Below are 18,492 nucleotides of genomic sequence, written 5' to 3'. Positions count from 1 at the left end.
AAGATTAAATTATGGTTATTTAATGATAATTTGTTGTGAATGATATCGCTCCTACGGAGCTCACAAGCTTCAGAAACACAAAGTTCATATACAGGCTAAACATTCACAAAAAAGGATGAGCTCAAAACCCATCCTTCATTTATATTTCGTTAAAGATTAATCTAACTGCGTTCCCAAATGCTCCCATTCCTGCAGTGCAAGATCGAGCTCTTCTTTGGTTTTATTGTACTTTTCTAAAGTTTCCTCAGAAGGATTATCTTTTGTAAAAGATGCTTCGAAATTTTCGATTGCAGTTTCCAGTTCAGAAATTTTCTCTTCTACTTTCTTCAGTTTATTCTGAATACTTTTTTGTTCTTTTGTTACGATGGTTGTTTGATTGACAACAGGTTTTTCTTCAACTTTCTTCGCCTCAACTTTTGGTTCATCGGTGTGAAGTTTTGCTTTCTCTGCAGAAATTTCTCTGATGCTTTCTTTCTGTCTGAAAACAAGATATTCGTTGATATCACCTAAAAATTCTTTCATATGTCCGTCACGGAATTCGTAAATTTTATCACAAAGTCCTTGTAAAAATTCTCTATCGTGAGAAATCACGATTAACGTACCTTCAAATTTCTGTAAAGCCAATTTGATAATCTCCTTAGACTGAATATCCAGGTGATTGGTAGGCTCATCCATAATCAACGTGTTGAACGGACGAAGAAGTAATTTACACAATGCCAAACGGTTTCTTTCACCTCCGGAAAGTACTTTTGTTTTTTTATTTACGGCCTCACCCTGGAAAAGGAAAGAACCTAACAAATCTCTTACTCTAGGTCTTGTTTCTTCGGTTGCGGCATCTTCAGCTTCTTCCTGAACCGTTTTATTTGGAGTTAAAACTTCTTCCTGATTTTGAGCAAAATATCCAATATTGACGTTGTGACCTAAGTTCCAGCTTCCTGAATAATCTTTGATATCTCCTGAAAGAATTTTCGCTAAAGTTGTTTTCCCTTGTCCGTTTTGTCCAAGAAGTGCAATTCTGTCACCTCGCTGAACGATAAAGTCTACATCATCAAAGATTTGTTTCTGACCGTAAGCTTTCCCAAGATTTTCAGCTTCGAAAATAACTTTCCCGGGAACCTGCGACTGTACGAAACGGATGTTGAATTTAGAAACGTCTTCGTTGTCTACTTCAATACGCTCTATTTTATCTAATTTTTTAATCAAAGACTGCGCAAAAGAAGCTTTGGTCGCACTCGCACGGAATTTATTGATGTTATCTTCCATCTGCTTGATTTCCGAGTCCTGATTCTTTTTAGCCTGAATCAGTTTTTCACGTCGGTCTTCACGCATCACTAAATATTTAGAATAATTGGCTTTATAATCATCTACTTTTCTGTTATTGACATCGAAAGTTCTGTTACAAACAGCTGTCATAAACTGTTTATCGTGACTTACCAGAAGAATTCCTCCCGGATAATCTTTCAAAAAGTTCTCCAACCAAATGATCGATTCCATATCCAGGTGATTGGTAGGCTCATCGAGAAGCATCAAATCATTCTTCTGAAGAAGCAACTTTGCCAATTCGATTCTCATTCTCCAACCTCCGGAAAATTCGTCAGTGATTTTTTGGAAATCATCTGCTTTAAATCCTAAACCGAATAAAACTTTTTCAATATCACCTTCCAGATTATAAGCATCATGGTGCATCAAAAGGTCATTCAGATCAGTCATTCTGTTGATCAAATCTGTATAAGCATTGCTTTCGTAATCGGTTCTTACGGTTAGTTGATGATTGATTTCCTCAAGTTCTTCTTTCCAAGCATTGATTTGCTCAAAAGCCTGCATGGTTTCGTTCCAAACGGTTCTGCCTTTCACAAAATCAAGATCCTGTTTCAGGAATCCTATGGTAATATTTCCTTCAGGAACGATGTTACCTTCATAGAAAGTAATTTCGCCGGAAAGCATTTTCAGAAGCGTAGATTTCCCTGCTCCATTTTTACCAACCAAACCAATTTTATCATCCTTTTTAATGGTGAAATTCACGTTTTGAAACAAGTAGTTTCCCGAATGATGTAAGCCTAAACCTTGAACCGAAAGCATCTTTATGAGTAATTAATGATGAATAATGTGTACTGAATATTTTTCGGGTGCAAAAATACGCAAAATAAAGGACTTTAAATTTAATAATTCCTAACCGTGATATGAAAACAGCTTTGCTGGCGTTCTTTGATGTAATAAATCCGTCCGGCATTGGCATAATGTTTTAAAACTTTTTCTAACGCAACCTCTAGTTTAGGGTTTGTTTTAAGCTTATTATTAAATCTCACGTAAGAAATATCGAAAGAATTACCATAATTATGCGAACTTATTCCCAACGATGCGTTTGCATTAACTTTTCTTAATCTGCACTGATCTTCCAATGTTCTGGTAATCGATGAAATGGTAAACGTATGCCCTTTGGTTTCTTTACTGAATCTTGAACCTATTTTTTCTAAAGTAGTTTTTGCTTTTGAAACTAAATATGCTCTGCTGTAATCTAACTTTTGAACCTTATACCCTTTTCCTGATTTTTTAACCGTGTGAAATTTTCCCTTATTGATATACTTCTGAACTTGCGAGGTATTTTTAAGAATATTGACATTAAAGCTTCGTGAAGCATCTAAATGTGGTTTGTACAAAGGAGTCGGTTCCACTTTTAAAACCTCGGTAAAATCATAGCACGGAACCGTTTTTTTTGATGCCTGACTATAAACAAGCTGATGAAATGCCAATGGAATGATGTACAGAAATTTCCTCATACAGACTATTTTGAAGATTTAAACGCAAAAATTACAGATTTTGTAGTTGCCAAAGATATTAATTTAATGAAAAGACATAATATTTTATGAATATAAAAACCATCATAATTAAAGTTAATTAGATATATTAAACATAAACAATATTAAAAATTTATAACATAATATTTATTTTATTTCCATTAATTTTGAATAATTAATTTTTGTACATTCGCTCTACAATTTAAAATACATAAAAAGATGATTTCAAAAACTTCAAAATTCGTTGCCGAGATGCTTGGCACAATGGTACTTGTTCTCATGGGCTGCGGAAGCGCAGTGATTGCAGGCGCAGACGGCACTACAGGTGTAGGACTTCTGGGAATTTCTTTCGCATTTGGTTTGAGTGTTGTTGCTATGGCCTACGCAATCGGTCACATTTCGGGCTGCCACATCAACCCTGCCATTTCTATAGCGATGGTTGCGGCGGGAAGAATGAAAATGGACGAAGCGATACGATACATTATTGCCCAGATCATTGGTGCAATTATCGGCGCCGGAATTCTTTACGTGATTTTCATCAATCATCCGGGCGCAGAAATGAAAGAATGGGCTTTAGGCTCGAACGGTTGGGGAACGGGATATCTTGATGCTTACAATACAACGGCAGCTTTTGTAGCTGAATTTGTATTTACATTTATTTTCCTGATGGTAATTTTAGGTTCAACTTCAACTAAAAACATCAACGGTGGTTTTGCAGGTTTGGCGATTGGTTTCTCATTGGTTCTGATTCACATTGTTGGAATCAAAATAACCGGAGTTTCCGTAAACCCAGCAAGAAGTATTGGTCCGGCAATTTTCGCAGGTGGTGCAGCACTTTCGCAACTTTGGTTATTTGTTGTTGCTCCGGTTTTAGGAGGCATTGCAGCAGCTTTTACTTACAATTTATTGATGGAAAGACCTGAACAAGCGAAATAATTTAAATTATATATCAAAATGAAATCCTGTCTTTCGGCAGGATTTTTCTATTTTAATTTCTTTATTTCAAAAGGATTTTTAAAGATCAATTCTTCATATTTTCCTTTGATTTCTAATTTTCGTTGAAGTAAATTTAAAGCCATTTTTCGGATGAAAAGATCTTTATCGTTTAGCTTCCAGTAAGAATCTTCGTGTACTTTTTTGGGTTTTCGGATGAGATAGAATTCCGTATTCCAATTATCTGCGTTGTGGTAGAATTCAATAATTCCGCAGTGTTCGGGAATTTGAGAATGCTCAATCATTCCCATCGGAAGTAAAAAGCTAAACGAATTACAAACGTAATCTCCACAACAGATTTTATCGTGCTTCAGAAATTTTTCGCCTGTTTTAGTATTAATGTATGATTTTTTAAAATCATTTTTGAAATCACTTTTCGAAAATTTAATTTCAATCTCATGACTGAAACCTTCAGAATCGATAATCAGCATATCTGCTTCCCAATCTGAATGAAAGTGATTGCTCAGTACGATTTCCTTTTCAAAATCGCAATTTGCATGAATGTAGGCATGAACAAGCTCTTCTATCTTTAACACTGTTTTGATACTTTTATTTTTAACGCAAAGTTCGCTAAGTTTTTTTTAAAATTATTGAGTCTATTTTTCGTTCGCAAAGGCGTTTCACTTAGCAAAGATTGCAAATGCTTGTAACTAACTAACTAACTAACTAACTAACTAACTAACTAACAAGCTACAGCCCCGAATATCCGAATGATCAATTCTTCCCAACACCTGAAATTTCTTTTCATCTTCTGTCAACAATTTGCCTAAATCCTGTGTTGCTATGAACGAACAAGAATGAATATTTGCCAAGTCGATGATGTTGATAGCTCCTGTTTTTCCCGCAGTTTCATAACTGAAAGGATCTTCTACATTTCTGACCAAAACACGCATCCAATTTGGACATTCGTAGATGTTTTCACCTAAAGAATACGCCTGTGAAAGCAATTCGGTCATTGAATATTCTGAATAAATTTTCTCGGTTTTAAAACCATTCTGAAGAATTTTCAACAGCTCGTCTTTTGTCATTTCTTCTTTACGCCCTTTCATTCCTCCCGTTTCTATTACTACTAAATTCTTTAAAGAATTTAGAGATTCTTCACTTCGTTCAGAATGACAATAATCTAGAAAATCCAAAAGCGCAAAAGAAACTCCGAAAAGAATTACTTTTTTATCCTTTAATTCATTTAAAAGCTTGGATAAATCCTCATGATTGTAAAGAAAATATCCGTTTTCAGGCTTGTCTGATTTTTTCATCAAATAATCGACCATGTAAATCAGTGATGAATTTTGTTTTTCCAGATAACTTGGTAGCAATCCTAAAAATATAAAATCTTCAGGCTTTCCAATAAACTGTTCGAAACTTTTGTAAATACTTTCCTGATAAATATTTTCGTTAGCAATGAAATGTTTAGACAAATTCATCTGCGTCGTTCCCGAACTTTGAAAATACAAATCAGTAGAAATATTTTTGTCTAAGATCTGATGATTTTTAAACATTTCAATCGGCAGAAAAGGAATCTTTTCGATAGACTTAACTGTTTCTACGTCGATGTTGAGATAATCAACAAATTTTCTGTAGACCTCAATATTTCTGTACTGATACCGAAAAGTAGTCAGTGCCACATCCAGAAATTCTTGTTCGGTCTTTATGTCAAATATACTTTTCAATTTAATTTTAAATGATTTTTAAGCCTTATTGATTCGTTTTGAATTATTTAGGAAATTTGACTTTAATTTTAAGTATAATTAATATTAAAAAATAAAATTTGGTCAGGTTATTGCAATTCAATCTGCGGAATATGGATTAGATATAACAGCCGTAGAAACTGTTATTCAAGAATTACCTCTTCGGAGGTAATTTTTTTATTTCTGCTCAAAAGTTTTCAGTTCAAAATCATGTTGAAAAACTCCGTAGGTGAAATAAGAAATCCAGTCTCCAAGATTGATGTATTTTGAATTTTGATTTAAATCTAAAACCATCGGCAAATGACGGTGGCCATAAATAAAGTAATCAATCTTTTCAGTTTTCAATTTCTCTTTCGAGTAAATAATCAAAAACTCTTTATCTTCTCCCAAAAAAGCTTTGTCTTCATCTCCGGAAATCATTTTGTTTTTTTGAGACATGTACAATGCAATCTTCATCGCAATATCGGGATGTAACCATTTGAAAAACCACTGTGCTACGGGATTTGTAAAGACTTTTTTCATTCTTTTGTATCCTTTATCACCTGGTCCCAAACCATCTCCGTGAGCCAGTAGAAACTGTTTTCCTGCGATTTCAAAATATTGCTTTTTATAAAAAACAGTGCATCCTATCTCTTCTTCCAGATAATCTTTCATCCAGAGATCGTGATTACCTACAAAAAAATAAACCTGAACACCGCTGTCTTTCAACTCAGCTATTTTCCCTAGGACACGCACATAACCTTTCGGGATTACATGTTTCCATTCGTGCCAAAAATCAAACAAATCACCCATTAAAAACAAAACCTGAGCATCTTCTTTGATCTCATTCATCCAACGGATAAATTTTTCTTCCCGAATTTTGCTCTGTTTCGGATCTGGAGCACCAAAATGCTGATCTGATGCAAAATACACCTTCTTTCCCGGCTCTAAATTGATGGTTGTCTTTAGCACTTTTCTATATTAAATTCAGAAAAAATTATTGATTATCTTCCGCAAACCATTCTCCGTAAGAATTTTCTGTCTCGTGGAGCTTCAAGTAAGCCAAAGAAACATCAGCAGGAAGTTTTGCTTTTATTTTTGCAGCGATGGCGTACAACATATTTTCACAGGTTGGCTGAAAGTTGCAGTAAATAACTTTCTGACCTTTATTTTCTAATTCTTCGCCCATCTCTCTATGCGGAGAAACCCCGTTGATCAACACCGAATGATCCCAAACATCAACAATTTCAGCTTTTACAATAGCTTTAATATCTCCGAAATCTACAACCATTCCGTTTTTAGGATTTTCCAGATCATTGATTGGTTTTCCCTTTACGGTAACGAAGAGTTTGTAAGAATGTCCGTGCATATTTTTACATTTCCCATCATAATTGTACAACACATGAGCAGTCTCGAATGTAAAAATTTTTGTAATACGTATCATGATGCAAAGATAACGATTTTCTGCTCTTTTACTTTGAAGTAGTGACCAGAATTCTTTCATAAAAAAAACCTTCCCAAAAGCTGAGAAGGTCTAACAATATATTTAACAAAAAAATTAATGGAACTGCGCCGTTTCCGTAGAATCTTTCATCGCAACCGTTGCAGAAGAACCGCTGGTCACAACATTCTGAATCTCATCAAAATAACCCGTTCCTACAAAAGACTGATGTTTCACCGCTCTGAAACCCTTATTCTGTAAAGCAAATTCTCGTTCCTGCAATTCAGAATACCCTGCCATTCCTCTTTCTTTATACGCCAAAGCCAATTCAAACATCGCCGTATTCAACGCATGGAAACCTGCTAAAGTAATAAATTGGAATTTGTATCCCATTTTCGCCAATTCTTCTCTGAAATTCAGCATTTCATCAACCGAAAGCTTTGCTGCCCAATTGAAAGATGGTGAACAATTGTAAGCCAACGTTTTACCAGGAAATTTAGCATGAATTCCTTCTGCAAATTTTCTTGCGTAATCTAAATCAGGATTAGACGTTTCCATCCAAATTAAATCCGCATACGGAGCATAAGATAAACCTCTATCAATTCCCTGTTCTACTCCATTTTTCACTACATAAAATCCTTCTGAAGTTCTTTCTCCTGTTACAAATTTCCTGTCTCTTTCGTCAATATCCGAAGTCAAAAGATCTGCTGCATCCGCGTCTGTTCTTGCAACAATCACACTCGGAACACCTGCAACATCAGAAGCCAAACGTGCTGCAATCAACTTATTGATCGCTTCCTGAGTCGGAACCAAAACTTTCCCGCCTAAATGACCACATTTTTTCGCAGAAGACAACTGATCTTCAAAATGTACTGCTGCGGCTCCGGCTTCAATCATTTGCTTCATCAATTCATATGCGTTGAGATTTCCACCAAAACCAGCTTCAGCATCAGCAATAATCGGAACTAAATATTTTTTTTCTCCGCCTCCATTTACTGACTGAATTTGATCTGCTCTTAACAAAGCATTATTTATTTTTTTCACCACAGAAGGCACTGAGTTCGCAGGATATAACGATTGGTCTGGATACATTTCACCAGATAAATTCGCATCTGCTGCAACCTGCCATCCTGAAAGATAGATAGCTTCCAAACCTGCATCAACTTCCTGAACTGCTTGATTTCCCGTCAAAGCTCCTAATCCGGCAACAAAATCCTGATTATTTAATTGTTCCCAGAATTTCTTTGACATTTCTGTTGCGATTGTATAATCTAATTTATAAGAACCTCGTAGCTTCAATACATCTTCTGCTGTGTAAGGTCTTTTTATTCCGTTCCAGCGAGGATTGGTCAACCAGTCCTTCTCTAAATTCTGGATTTGTTCTTGTCTTGTTTTCATAATATTTGGATTTTAAATTATTAGATTGAGTTTTGACATTCGTCAGTTTGAGTGAAATTCTGAAAGAATTTTGTATCGAAAACTTGTAGAACTTTAATAACTTCTCGATATGATTTTTTCAAAATCTACGCGAACTGACGAACCTATATTTTTAAATTAAATAAATGGATAAGCTTTCAATGTTAGAAATTCTTCGAATTCTTCACAGAAAATCAATTCATTAAAAAGTTCTTTAGCTAAATTGAATTTCCCGTTTCTAAAACGCTCTTGACCAACATATTTTTCAATACGCTCCAATTCTTCAAATTCCCACTGAAGAATCATCTCTCTTGTCAACACTCGATCATCATTTAAAACAGCATCATTTTTCAGCCATTGCCAGATTTGAGTTCTTGAAATTTCTGCAGTTGCAGCATCTTCCATCAAATTATAAATTGCTGCAGCTCCGGTTCCCATTAACCAACTTTCGATATATAAAATTCCGACATTGATATTTTTCCGAACTCCATTTTCTGTAATTTCACCTTTTGGAATTTCCAACAAGTCATTTTCCGTAATTTGATAATCAAATTTTTTATCAATCTGATTTTTCGAGGGCATGTATTGATCGAAAATATCCTTTGCTACAGAAACTAATGCAGGGTGAGCTACCCAAGTTCCGTCGTGACCATTTTTCACTTCCCGTTCTTTGTCATTTCTCACTTTTCCGAAAGCCTGACTATTCGCTTCATAATCATTTTTAATTGGAATTTGCGCCGCCATTCCGCCAATCGCATGAACATTTCTTTTGTGGCAAATCTCAATCACTCTTTTTGAATAAGCACTCATAAAAGGGGAAGCCATGGTTACCTGATCCCTGTCGGGCACAATAAAATGAGGAAGATTTCTGAATTTTTTAATGAAAGAAAAAATATAATCCCATCGTCCGCAATTCAAACCAGAGCTGTGTTCTTTTAATTCAAATAATATTTCATCAATCTGAAAAGAAGCGGTGATTGTCTCCACCAAAACCGTTGCTTTGATCGTACTTTTTGGAATTTCCAAATAATTTTGGGCAAAAACAAAAACTTCATTCCACCAACGTGCTTCTTTATAATGCTCTAATTTCGGAAGATAAAAATATGGTGCACTTCCATTTTCCAATAATTGCTTTGCATTTCTGAAAAAATAAATTCCAAAATCAACTAATGAAGCTGAAGCTTGCTCGTCATTAATTTCAATATGTTTTTCATTTAAATGCAAACCTCTCGGACGAACAAGAAGAACGGCTGTTTTTTCATTTAACTCATATGATTTTCCTTGCTCATTTGTGAAGTCAATTTTTCGATTGATTGCGTCAGAAAGATTGATTTGCCCTTCCATACAATTATTCCAAGTGGGAGAATTACTGTCTTCAAAATCTGCCATAAAAGTAGACGCGCCTGAGTTCAAAGCATTAATAATCATTTTTCTGTCAACCGGACCAGTAATTTCAACTCTACGATCCAGTAAATCTGCCGGAAGCGGAGAACATACCCAATCTCCATTTCTTATTTCTTCAGTTTCAGATAAAAACTTAGGAAGAATTCCTTTATCAAATTCCTGTTGAGTTTTTTTTCTTTCCTCTAAAAGCTGTAATCGTTTAGGATTAAAATTTTGATGAAGCTCTACCAAGAAATCAACTAATTCTGAGGTGAAAAGCTTTTCAAACTGATTTTCTACATTTATTTTTAATTGAGTCTTAGTTTCCATAACCTATTGATTTTATGATTCGACATTACAAACATAAATAAAAATATTCAATATTTAGCGAACGTTCGCTAAATATTTTAAAAAATTATTATGCGAATAATCGCTTTCATTTATTTATATTTGATCTATGAATTCGGATAGTGACTTTATCAAAACAGTTTTTGGGCTAAAACTGAAACAGCAACGACAAAAGAAAAATTGGTCTTTACAAGATCTTGCCGTGAAAACAGGTTTGTCTAAATCTTATCTTAACGAAATCGAAAACGGAAAAAAATATCCCAAACACGACAAAATCATTCAGCTTTCTGAAGCTCTCAACTGTACTTTTGACGATTTGGTTTCAACAAAATTGGATAAAAGCTTAGCTCCTTTCAATGAAATTTTACAATCCGATTTTTTTAAAGAAGTCCCCTTAGATCTTTTCGGAATTAATAAAAATAATCTAATCAGCATTATCAGCGATGCGCCCAAAAAAGTAACCGCTTTTATTAATACATTGATAGAAATTTCGCAGAATTATAATTTAGGAAAAGAAAGATTTTACTTTGCTGTTCTACGGTCTTTTCAGGAATTATATGACAATTATTTTCCTGACATTGAAGAAAAAGTGATTCAGTTTGCTAATGAAAATCAATTAGAGATTAGCAAAAATTTAAAGTCTGAAATTTTGGAAACGATTTTAATTGAAAAGTTTAATTATGCAATTCAAACAGAAAATTTTGAAACATATGGAACTTTAGATCATCTCCGTTCGTTATTTATTCCAGAGAAAAAATTATTGTTACTTAATAATAAACTTGAGAAAGATCAGAAAACTTTCATTCTCGCGAAGGAGATTGGGTTTAATGTTTTGGAGCTCAAAAACCGCCCCAATACTTATTCATGGATTGATTTCGGAAGTTTTGAAGAAATACTGAATAACTTCTACGCTTCTTATTTTGCAGGAGCATTATTGATTTCAAAAGGACAAATCATTGAAAACACTTCTAATTTTTTTTCACAAAACAATTGGGAATCAACAAGTTTTGAAAACCTCATCGAAAATTTCACAAATTCTCCCGAAACTTTCTATTATCGACTGACCAATATTCTCTCATCCGAATTGGGAATCAGAGATTTGTTTTATTTATGTTTAGTTAAAAAGAAAAATTCAGATAAAATTCAGATTTTAAAAGAGTTACACCTCAACCACCAACAAGCTCCGCACGCAAATGCTACCAATGAACATTATTGCCGAAGATGGATTGCCGTGAAAAATCTCGATCATTTAAAGGAAAATGAAACTTTAACCGATGCGCAAATTTCGCACTATAAAGATCAAGGAATAAGTTATCTGGTCATTTCTACCTCCCAGAAAAACCCTTTTTCAGATGGAAGCAACCGAAGTTATTGTTTGGGAATTTTACTGAATACGCAAACGATCAAAAAATCAATTTTATAAAATCTCCGACTTTGAAAACCATCAATGTTGGTGTAACCTGCGAATCGTGCAGTATTGCAGACTGTGAGGTGAGACAAGCTCCGCCAATTCGTCTTGAGAAGGAGTATTTTAATTTAAGCATGAAAAATTCGGTTGAGAAAATCAGAAAGAGTATTTTGTGACAATACTTAATTTTTTTAAAAAAAAACCAATCTATAAGCATCGAACTTCTTTAGAAATTAATTATTTTAGTTTCAGAAAACACACAAATGATTTTAGATTTATTTTTCCCAAACCGCTGCATTCATTGCAATAGAATTATTGATGGCAACTTACTTGTTTGCAGTATTTGTTTTGAACAGATTCACTTTACTCATTTTGATTATTTATCTGAAAACAGCTTAAAAGAAAAATGCAAATTGTTATTTCCGATTGAGAATGCATACGCTTTGATGCAGTTTGAACAGGAAAACTTAAGCCGGAAAATCATTCACCAATTAAAGTACAGAAGTCGAGAAAAAACCGGAAAAACTGTTGCAGATTGGGTGACAGAAAGATTAGATTTTAAAAGCGAAAAGCCGGATGTACTAGTCAGCGTTCCTCTTCATCCGAAGAAAGAAAAGGAAAGAGGTTATAATCAATTGCATCTGTTCACAAAAACGCTTTCTGATTCTTATGGAATTCCATTTGAGCATCATTTACTGAAGAGAAATCATTACTCAAAAGCTCAAGCGTTGAAAGATAAACAACACCGTCTTGAAACTCAAAATACTTTCTCATTAACAAAAAAGATTTCTAATCAACACATCTTATTGATTGATGATGTTTTTACAACCGGAAATACTTTGGCAACAATTGCATGGGAAATTCTGAAAGAAGGAAATAATAAAGTGAGCATTTTGGTAATGGCAATGGATGAATAGCCGAGATTAAAATATTTTTGCTAATTTTCCATAAACTAATTATATGAGGAACCTTATTTTATTACATGGTGCATTGGGTCACAGTGATCTATTTAATCCTTATCTGAATGCGCTTTCAGAATCTTTCAATGTTTATACCCCATTGTTTTCGGGACACGGAAACACAGAACTGCCGACGAACGGAATTACGATTGAAAAATACATCCAGGAATTAAGTGAATTTATTGAAAAGAAAAATCTGGAAGATGTTTGTATTTTCGGGCACAGTATGGGTGGCTACGTTGCGCTTTGTTATACTTTAGAAAATCCTGAAAAAGTAAATTCAGTCATGACATTAGGAACCAAGTTTGACTGGACAGAAGAACAAGCATTGAAAGAAAGTAAAATGCTGAATCCTGATATTATTATAGAAAAAATTCCAAAATATGCCGAATTATTAGAATCTCAGCATGGTTCAAAATGGAAAAAATTACTTCCTGAAATTGCTGAAATGATGATTTCTTTGGGTAAAAATCCACCGTTACATGATGAAGTTTTAAAGAATATCGAAATTCCGGTTCAGATTATGGTCGGAGATCAGGACAATATGGTTACAATTGAGGAAAGCACAGCAGTTTGCAGAAAACTTACAAAAGGAAAATTGGCCGTACTTCCCAACACAAAACATCCGCTAGAAAAAGTACGAGCAGATCTACTTCTCAATTTGATGCAAGATTTGTGGAGTCTGCCTTAATTATCTCTGCAATTTTTCGCCATAACTCAAATCTCCCGCATCTCCTAAACCTGGAGTTATATAACCTTTCGTCGTTAAATTTTCATCAATAGCACCGACCCATATTTTTGCCTGTGGATAAGCCTTTTCAATCTTTTCAACACCTTGTTTTGATGCAATAGCTGCAACGATGTGTAGTTGAGAAGGCGTTCCGTTGGTTAGTAAATCTTTGATAGCTTCAATTAAAGATGCGCCAGTTGCCAACATAGGATCTGCGACAATTAATGGTCTTCCGTCGATATTCGGGCAGGTTAAATAATCTTGCTTTATGGAGAAATAATCATTTGCGTCATGCTTTCTGTAAGCTGCTACAAAACCACAGTCAGCTCTGTCGAAATAATTTAAAATCCCTTCAAACAAAGGAACTCCAGCCCTTAAAATGGTTGTAATCACTGGCTGAACGGCAATTTCATGAACTTTTATTTTATCTAAAGGGGTCTGAATTTCAATTTCTTTTGTTTCTAAATCTTTAGAGATTTCAAAAGCGGCAATTTCTCCGATGCGCTCCATATTTCTGCGGAATCTCATTCGGTCATGCTGAATTTCTACGTTTCGAAGCTCGTTAATCCATGAATTAACTAAAGAAAAAGTTTTAGAAAGTTCTACCGTCATAATTTTGATTATTCTGACAACAAAACTATGAAATATAAAATAAATCCCTCTCAGAAAATTACTGAAAGGGATTTTATTTTTATGATTTTAAATTGTAATTGGTAACGACTATTTTTGTCTGAAATACACTTCAATCGGAACTCCGGTGAAACCAAATTCTTTTCTCAGTTGGTTTTCTGTAAATCGTTTGTATGCTTCTTTCACATACTGCGGTAAATTACAGAAGAAAACAAATTGTGGCGACGGTGTCGGCAACTGTACACAATATTTGATTTTAATATATTTTCCTTTGTTTGCTGGCGGCGGAGTACGTTCGAAAATAGGAAGCATTACCTCATTTAATTTTGAAGTTTTGATTTTCTTCTTACGGTCTTCATAAACAACCATTGCCATTTCAACAGCTTTCAGGATTCTCTGTTTCGTTAAAGCTGAAACAAAAAGAATTGGAATATCGCTGAACTGACCGATTTTATCTCTGATAGATTGTTCGAAATCTCTTACGGTATTGGTTGTTTTGTCTTCAATCAAATCCCATTTGTTAACTACGATTACAATACCTTTTCTGTTTTTCTGAGCCAAACCAAAGATATTCATATCCTGAGATTCCCACCCCAAAGTTGCATCAACCATGATGATAACAACATCAGAAAATTCAATAGAACGAATAGATCTCATTACAGAATAAAATTCTAAATCTTCATTTACTTTAGACTTACGACGCATTCCGGCAGTATCTACCAACACAAACTCGTGTCCGAATTTATTATAAAGGGTCTGAATACTGTCTCTTGTAGTTCCTGCAACATCCGTTACAATGTTTCTTTCAGCATCAAGCAAAGCATTCGTTAAAGTAGATTTCCCTACGTTTGGACGACCTGCAATGGTAATTTTTGGAAGACCTTCGAATGGATCTTTGTAATCAGTTGTCGGGAAATCATTAATCACAGCATCAAGAATCTCTCCTGTTCCGGAACCTGTAGCTGAAGATAAAGTGTAATATTTTTCAATTCCTAACTGATAAAATTCTGTAGCTGCCAATTCTTCTTTTGAAGAGTCAACTTTATTAATCACATGATAAACCGGCTTTTTTGATCTTCTCAACATCTCATGAATCTCATAGTCGGTATCTGTAAGACCTTCTTCTACGTTCATCATAAAAATAATTGACGTCGCTTCATCAATTGCCAGCTGAACCTGTTTTGAAATTTCTTCCTGGAAAACGTCTTCGCTGTTTACTTCATAACCACCTGTATCGATTACAGTAAAGTCTACACCACTCCAGTCAGATTTTCCGTAATGACGGTCTCTGGTAACTCCGGAAGTAGAATCTACGATAGCTTCTCTTCTTTCTAGCAAACGATTAAAAAGTGTGGATTTTCCTACGTTGGGACGTCCAACGATTGCAACAATATTTGACATAAAAAATGTTTAATAACCCTTGAGATGTACTCAGGATCAGATTATCAATGGGTTACTCCAACTATTGGAGCCCAATTTTTTTGCAAAGATAGGGTTTTAAAATTTAACCTTAATCATTGATTTATTCTAAACAGCTAGTCCACAAATAAATAGTCGATATTTTTTTCTAAATTTAAACTTTAGGCACGAGATGTGATTTAATTAACCGTCTTTTAAAATTTCGCTTTATGAAGAAAATACTTATTATTTTTTGGTTGCTTTTGTTATCATTCAGTTTTTTCCGATTGATAAAACAAATCCGCCCGTAAATGAAGGAATGGATTTTTTAAGAATTAAAAATACTCCGGAAAACATAGCAAACACGATAAAAACTTCATGCTATGATTGTCATTCAAACGAAACAAAATACCCATGGTATTCTAGTATTGCCCCATCGTCCTGGTTTCTGAAAAACCATATCAATGAAGGGAGAAAACATTTAAACTTCTCTATTTTTGCAACCTACGAACCCAAAAGGCAGATTCATAAAATGGAAGAATGTATTGAGATGATTGAAAAAAAGGAAATGCCTTTAGAATCTTATTACGTCGGTCATCAAGATGCTAAGCTGACTGATCAACAAAGAAAAGAACTCGTTATCTATTTAAAAAAACAAATAGAAGACACGCAGATAAAAATGCAATAAAACAAAAAATCATGGAGGAAAAATGGAAGGATAAACATATTGTGTTTTTTGACGGCGAGTGCGGCGTCTGTAATTTTTGGGTACAATGGATTTTAGAAAGAGACAAAAATGACCAATTTATGTTTGCTTCACTGCAGTCTGAATTCGGACAAAAATTTCTTTCAGAAAGAGGTCTTGAAACCAAACAATTCAACACCATGTATTTGTGGAAACCCAATTCTTATTATTTAATTAAATCTCACGCAGTTTTAAAAATAGCAAATTTATTAGGCGGAATTTACAAACTGTCTGTGATGGGAAAAATCTTCCCTTCATTCTTAAGAGACAAGATTTATGATAAAATTTCTGAGAACAGGATGAAAATTGCGAATCAGAAATGTTATCTACCAACTCCTCATCAAAGAAAGAAATTTATCGAAATTTGATTGATTTAAATTTTGGTATCTGATAAAATAGCGGAAAACTTTAATTTTTCATTAAATTATAACAAACATTTAAGTTTTTCTAACTGATTTTTTTATTAATCCATATATTTGCATATTATGGAATATAACACCCAAAGAACTCAGCTTAATATGCCGGAATACGGCAGAATCATACAACAGTTGGTTGAGCGTTGCAAAGAGCTTTCTACAAAAGAAGAAAGAAACGAAATGGCAATGGCAATCATTGATTTTATGGGTCAAAGAAACCCACAACTACGAGACGAAGACAATTACAAACATAAACTTTGGGATCATCTGTATATTTTGGCTAAACATGATCTTGACATCGATCCTGTATATCCTTTCCCAACCAAAGAAGAACTTGAGGAGAAACCAAAAAGAATGGAATATCCCAAGCTTCAGGGTGACTTCAAATTTTACGGAAAAAGTATTCTTCAATTAATAGAAAAAGCAATCGAACTTGAACCCGGAGACGAAAAAGAAGCTCTGATTGAAGTGATTGCCAACAATATGAAGAAGTCTTACAATGTTTATAATAAAGAACATGTAACTGATGATGTGATCTTCCGTCACCTGAAAGAATTATCATCTAACAGACTTGATTTAACGAATATTGAATCTCTTGAAAAAAGCAAAATTTATTACGCCACCGCCAACCGTAATAATCTGAACAAGAATAACAATAACCGAAATCAAAGCAATACTAACAACAATATTAACAAAAGAAGATTCACAAATAACAACAATAATAAGAATAGAAGATAATGAGTGGGACATTTCAAATAAGAGGAGGAAAAAGACTGCAAGGTGAAATTACTCCACAAGGGGCAAAAAATGAAGCTCTCCAAATCTTATGTGCGGTTTTGTTAACGGATGAGGAGGTAAGAATTAAAAACATTCCCGATATTCATGATGTCAACAGATTGATTGAGATTTTAGGAGATTTCGGAGTAAAAGTGACCAAAAATGGTCATGGCGATTTTACTTTCAAGGCAGACAGCGTCAATTTTGATTACATTAAATCTGACGAATTCAAAAAAGACGGCGCAAAACTAAGAGGTTCAATTATGTTGATGGGTCCAATGCTAGCTCGTTACGGTGAAGCTTATATGCCAACTCCGGGTGGTGACAAAATCGGAAGAAGAAGATTAGATACGCACTTCCAAGGATTGGTAGAATTGGGTGCTGAATTTCATTATGATGAGAACGAATTTTTCTATTCATTAAAAGCTAAAGAACTTAACGGAAAATTTATCCTTCTTGAAGAAGCTTCTGTAACAGGAACTGCTAATATCGTAATGGCAGCAGCTTTGGCAAAAGGAAAAACAAGAATCTACAACGCAGCATGCGAACCTTATCTGCAGCAACTTTGCAAAATGCTGAACAGAATGGGTGCCAATATTTCAGGTATCGGTTCAAATTTATTAACGATTGAAGGCGTTACAAGTTTGAACGGAACAGAACACACTATGCTTCCGGACATGGTAGAAATCGGTTCATGGATTGGTCTTGCAGCCATGACAAAATCTGAAATCACCATCAAAAATGTCAACTGGAACCAGCTTGGCGTTATTCCAAATACATTCAGAAAACTGGGAATCGAGCTTGAGCAAAGTGGTGATGACATTTACATCCCATCTCAGGAACATTATAAAATTCAGAAATTCATCGACGGATCAATCCTTACGATTTCTGATGCGCCTTGGCCAGGATTTACTCCAGATTTACTTTCCATCATTTTGGTAGTGGCAACACAGGCAAAAGGAAGTATTTTGGTACATCAGAAAATGTTTGAATCAAGATTATTTTTCGTTGATAAACTGATTGACATGGGAGCACAAATTATCTTGTGCGATCCACACAGAGCAACAGTAATCGGTTTGAATCAAGAATCACCACTTCGTGGAACAACGATGGTTTCTCCCGACATCAGAGCCGGAAATGCACTTTTGATTGCTGCCCTTTCTGCTGAAGGAAAATCAATCATTCACAATATCGAGCAAATTGACCGTGGGTATGAAAATATCGACGGAAGATTGAAAGCAATTGGAGCAGATATTGAGAGGATATAAAATTAAGGTTGAGACTAAGGAAGCTTAATTTAATTATAGATAAAAAAGCGTTCGGAATTAATTTTCTGAACGCTTTTTTTTGTTAAATAAATTTAAGCCGTTGATGTTTTTGATAATT

At 34.5% G+C, this 18,492-nt stretch carries 19 protein-coding genes; 9 read left to right on the top strand and 10 right to left on the bottom strand.

Features of this window, described 5'->3' with window-relative positions:
- Positions 1 to 156: 156 nt before the first annotated feature.
- A complete protein-coding gene (locus EAG08_RS14900) occupies positions 157 to 2,079 on the bottom strand; it encodes an ABC-F family ATP-binding cassette domain-containing protein (protein WP_129536125.1) in 1,923 nt (640 codons plus the stop codon).
- A gap of 80 nt (positions 2,080 to 2,159) precedes the next feature.
- Positions 2,160 to 2,777, bottom strand: coding sequence for a DUF5715 family protein (locus tag EAG08_RS14895; protein ID WP_129536124.1), 618 nt, complete (start codon positions 2,775 to 2,777; stop codon positions 2,160 to 2,162).
- A gap of 237 nt (positions 2,778 to 3,014) precedes the next feature.
- Here EAG08_RS14895 and aqpZ point away from each other — a divergent pair, with 237 nt between their 5' ends.
- The gene (gene aqpZ, locus EAG08_RS14890; protein WP_129536123.1) at positions 3,015 to 3,731 is read left to right on the top strand and encodes an aquaporin Z; all 717 of its coding nucleotides are present in this window, start codon (positions 3,015 to 3,017) and stop codon (positions 3,729 to 3,731) included.
- 47 nt (positions 3,732 to 3,778) lie between these two features.
- Here the strand turns inward: aqpZ and EAG08_RS14885 are convergent, their stop codons facing one another.
- The 6 genes from EAG08_RS14885 to aceB all read right to left on the bottom strand — a co-directional run bounded on the left by EAG08_RS14885 (position 3,779) and on the right by aceB (position 10,025).
- Entirely contained in the window at positions 3,779 to 4,324 is a 546-nt protein-coding gene (locus tag EAG08_RS14885; protein ID WP_129536122.1) for a hypothetical protein, read from the bottom strand.
- 138 nt (positions 4,325 to 4,462) lie between these two features.
- A complete protein-coding gene (locus EAG08_RS14880; RefSeq protein WP_129536121.1) occupies positions 4,463 to 5,458 on the bottom strand; it encodes an acyl transferase in 996 nt (331 codons plus the stop codon).
- Positions 5,459 to 5,653: 195 nt separating this feature from the next.
- Entirely contained in the window at positions 5,654 to 6,427 is a 774-nt protein-coding gene (locus EAG08_RS14875) for a UDP-2,3-diacylglucosamine diphosphatase (RefSeq protein ID WP_129536120.1), read from the bottom strand.
- 25 nt (positions 6,428 to 6,452) lie between these two features.
- On the bottom strand, positions 6,453 to 6,899 hold the full coding sequence (locus tag EAG08_RS14870) for a 6-pyruvoyl trahydropterin synthase family protein (protein WP_129536119.1): 447 nt from the start codon (positions 6,897 to 6,899) through the stop codon (positions 6,453 to 6,455).
- Positions 6,900 to 7,013: 114 nt separating this feature from the next.
- Positions 7,014 to 8,297: an isocitrate lyase gene (gene aceA / locus EAG08_RS14865; protein WP_410493339.1), complete on the bottom strand. Its 1,284-nt coding sequence runs from the start codon at positions 8,295 to 8,297 to the stop codon at positions 7,014 to 7,016.
- 153 nt (positions 8,298 to 8,450) lie between these two features.
- Entirely contained in the window at positions 8,451 to 10,025 is a 1,575-nt protein-coding gene (aceB, locus tag EAG08_RS14860; protein ID WP_129536117.1) for a malate synthase A, read from the bottom strand.
- A gap of 127 nt (positions 10,026 to 10,152) precedes the next feature.
- On the opposite strand from aceB, the gene EAG08_RS14855 reads away from it, so the two are divergent.
- The 4 genes from EAG08_RS14855 to EAG08_RS14845 all read left to right on the top strand — a co-directional run bounded on the left by EAG08_RS14855 (position 10,153) and on the right by EAG08_RS14845 (position 13,101).
- Complete coding sequence (locus EAG08_RS14855) at positions 10,153 to 11,466, top strand: helix-turn-helix transcriptional regulator (RefSeq protein ID WP_317126281.1); 1,314 nt, start codon at positions 10,153 to 10,155, stop codon at positions 11,464 to 11,466.
- Between the two features lie 11 nt (positions 11,467 to 11,477).
- Positions 11,478 to 11,627, top strand: coding sequence for a hypothetical protein (locus EAG08_RS22965; RefSeq protein ID WP_317126280.1), 150 nt, complete (start codon positions 11,478 to 11,480; stop codon positions 11,625 to 11,627).
- Between the two features lie 87 nt (positions 11,628 to 11,714).
- Positions 11,715 to 12,368, top strand: coding sequence for a ComF family protein (locus EAG08_RS14850; RefSeq protein WP_129536116.1), 654 nt, complete (start codon positions 11,715 to 11,717; stop codon positions 12,366 to 12,368).
- 43 nt (positions 12,369 to 12,411) lie between these two features.
- Complete coding sequence (locus tag EAG08_RS14845) at positions 12,412 to 13,101, top strand: alpha/beta fold hydrolase (RefSeq protein WP_129536115.1); 690 nt, start codon at positions 12,412 to 12,414, stop codon at positions 13,099 to 13,101.
- Here EAG08_RS14845 and upp read toward each other — a convergent pair whose 3' ends face one another.
- Together upp and der are read right to left on the bottom strand one after the other, a co-directional pair.
- Entirely contained in the window at positions 13,102 to 13,752 is a 651-nt protein-coding gene (gene upp, locus EAG08_RS14840) for a uracil phosphoribosyltransferase (protein WP_129536114.1), read from the bottom strand.
- Between the two features lie 108 nt (positions 13,753 to 13,860).
- On the bottom strand, positions 13,861 to 15,171 hold the full coding sequence (gene der / locus EAG08_RS14835) for a ribosome biogenesis GTPase Der (RefSeq protein WP_129536113.1): 1,311 nt from the start codon (positions 15,169 to 15,171) through the stop codon (positions 13,861 to 13,863).
- Positions 15,172 to 15,421: 250 nt separating this feature from the next.
- On the opposite strand from der, the gene EAG08_RS14830 reads away from it, so the two are divergent.
- The 4 genes from EAG08_RS14830 to murA all read left to right on the top strand — a co-directional run bounded on the left by EAG08_RS14830 (position 15,422) and on the right by murA (position 18,374).
- The gene (locus EAG08_RS14830) at positions 15,422 to 15,856 is read left to right on the top strand and encodes a heme-binding domain-containing protein (RefSeq protein ID WP_129536112.1); all 435 of its coding nucleotides are present in this window, start codon (positions 15,422 to 15,424) and stop codon (positions 15,854 to 15,856) included.
- 11 nt (positions 15,857 to 15,867) lie between these two features.
- A complete protein-coding gene (locus EAG08_RS14825) occupies positions 15,868 to 16,281 on the top strand; it encodes a thiol-disulfide oxidoreductase DCC family protein (protein ID WP_129536111.1) in 414 nt (137 codons plus the stop codon).
- Positions 16,282 to 16,398: 117 nt separating this feature from the next.
- Positions 16,399 to 17,067 (top strand): DUF4290 domain-containing protein, encoded by a 669-nt coding sequence (locus tag EAG08_RS14820; protein ID WP_129536110.1) that lies wholly within the window; start codon positions 16,399 to 16,401, stop codon positions 17,065 to 17,067.
- On the top strand, positions 17,067 to 18,374 hold the full coding sequence (gene murA, locus EAG08_RS14815; protein WP_129536109.1) for a UDP-N-acetylglucosamine 1-carboxyvinyltransferase: 1,308 nt from the start codon (positions 17,067 to 17,069) through the stop codon (positions 18,372 to 18,374). Before EAG08_RS14820 ends, murA begins: the two co-directional genes overlap by 1 nt.
- The last annotated feature ends 118 nt before the right edge of the window (positions 18,375 to 18,492 follow it).

The organism is Chryseobacterium sp. 3008163, assembly GCF_003669035.1.
In the GTDB taxonomy this organism is placed as follows: domain Bacteria; phylum Bacteroidota; class Bacteroidia; order Flavobacteriales; family Weeksellaceae; genus Chryseobacterium.
This window is presented reverse-complemented; position numbering and strand designations above follow the sequence as displayed.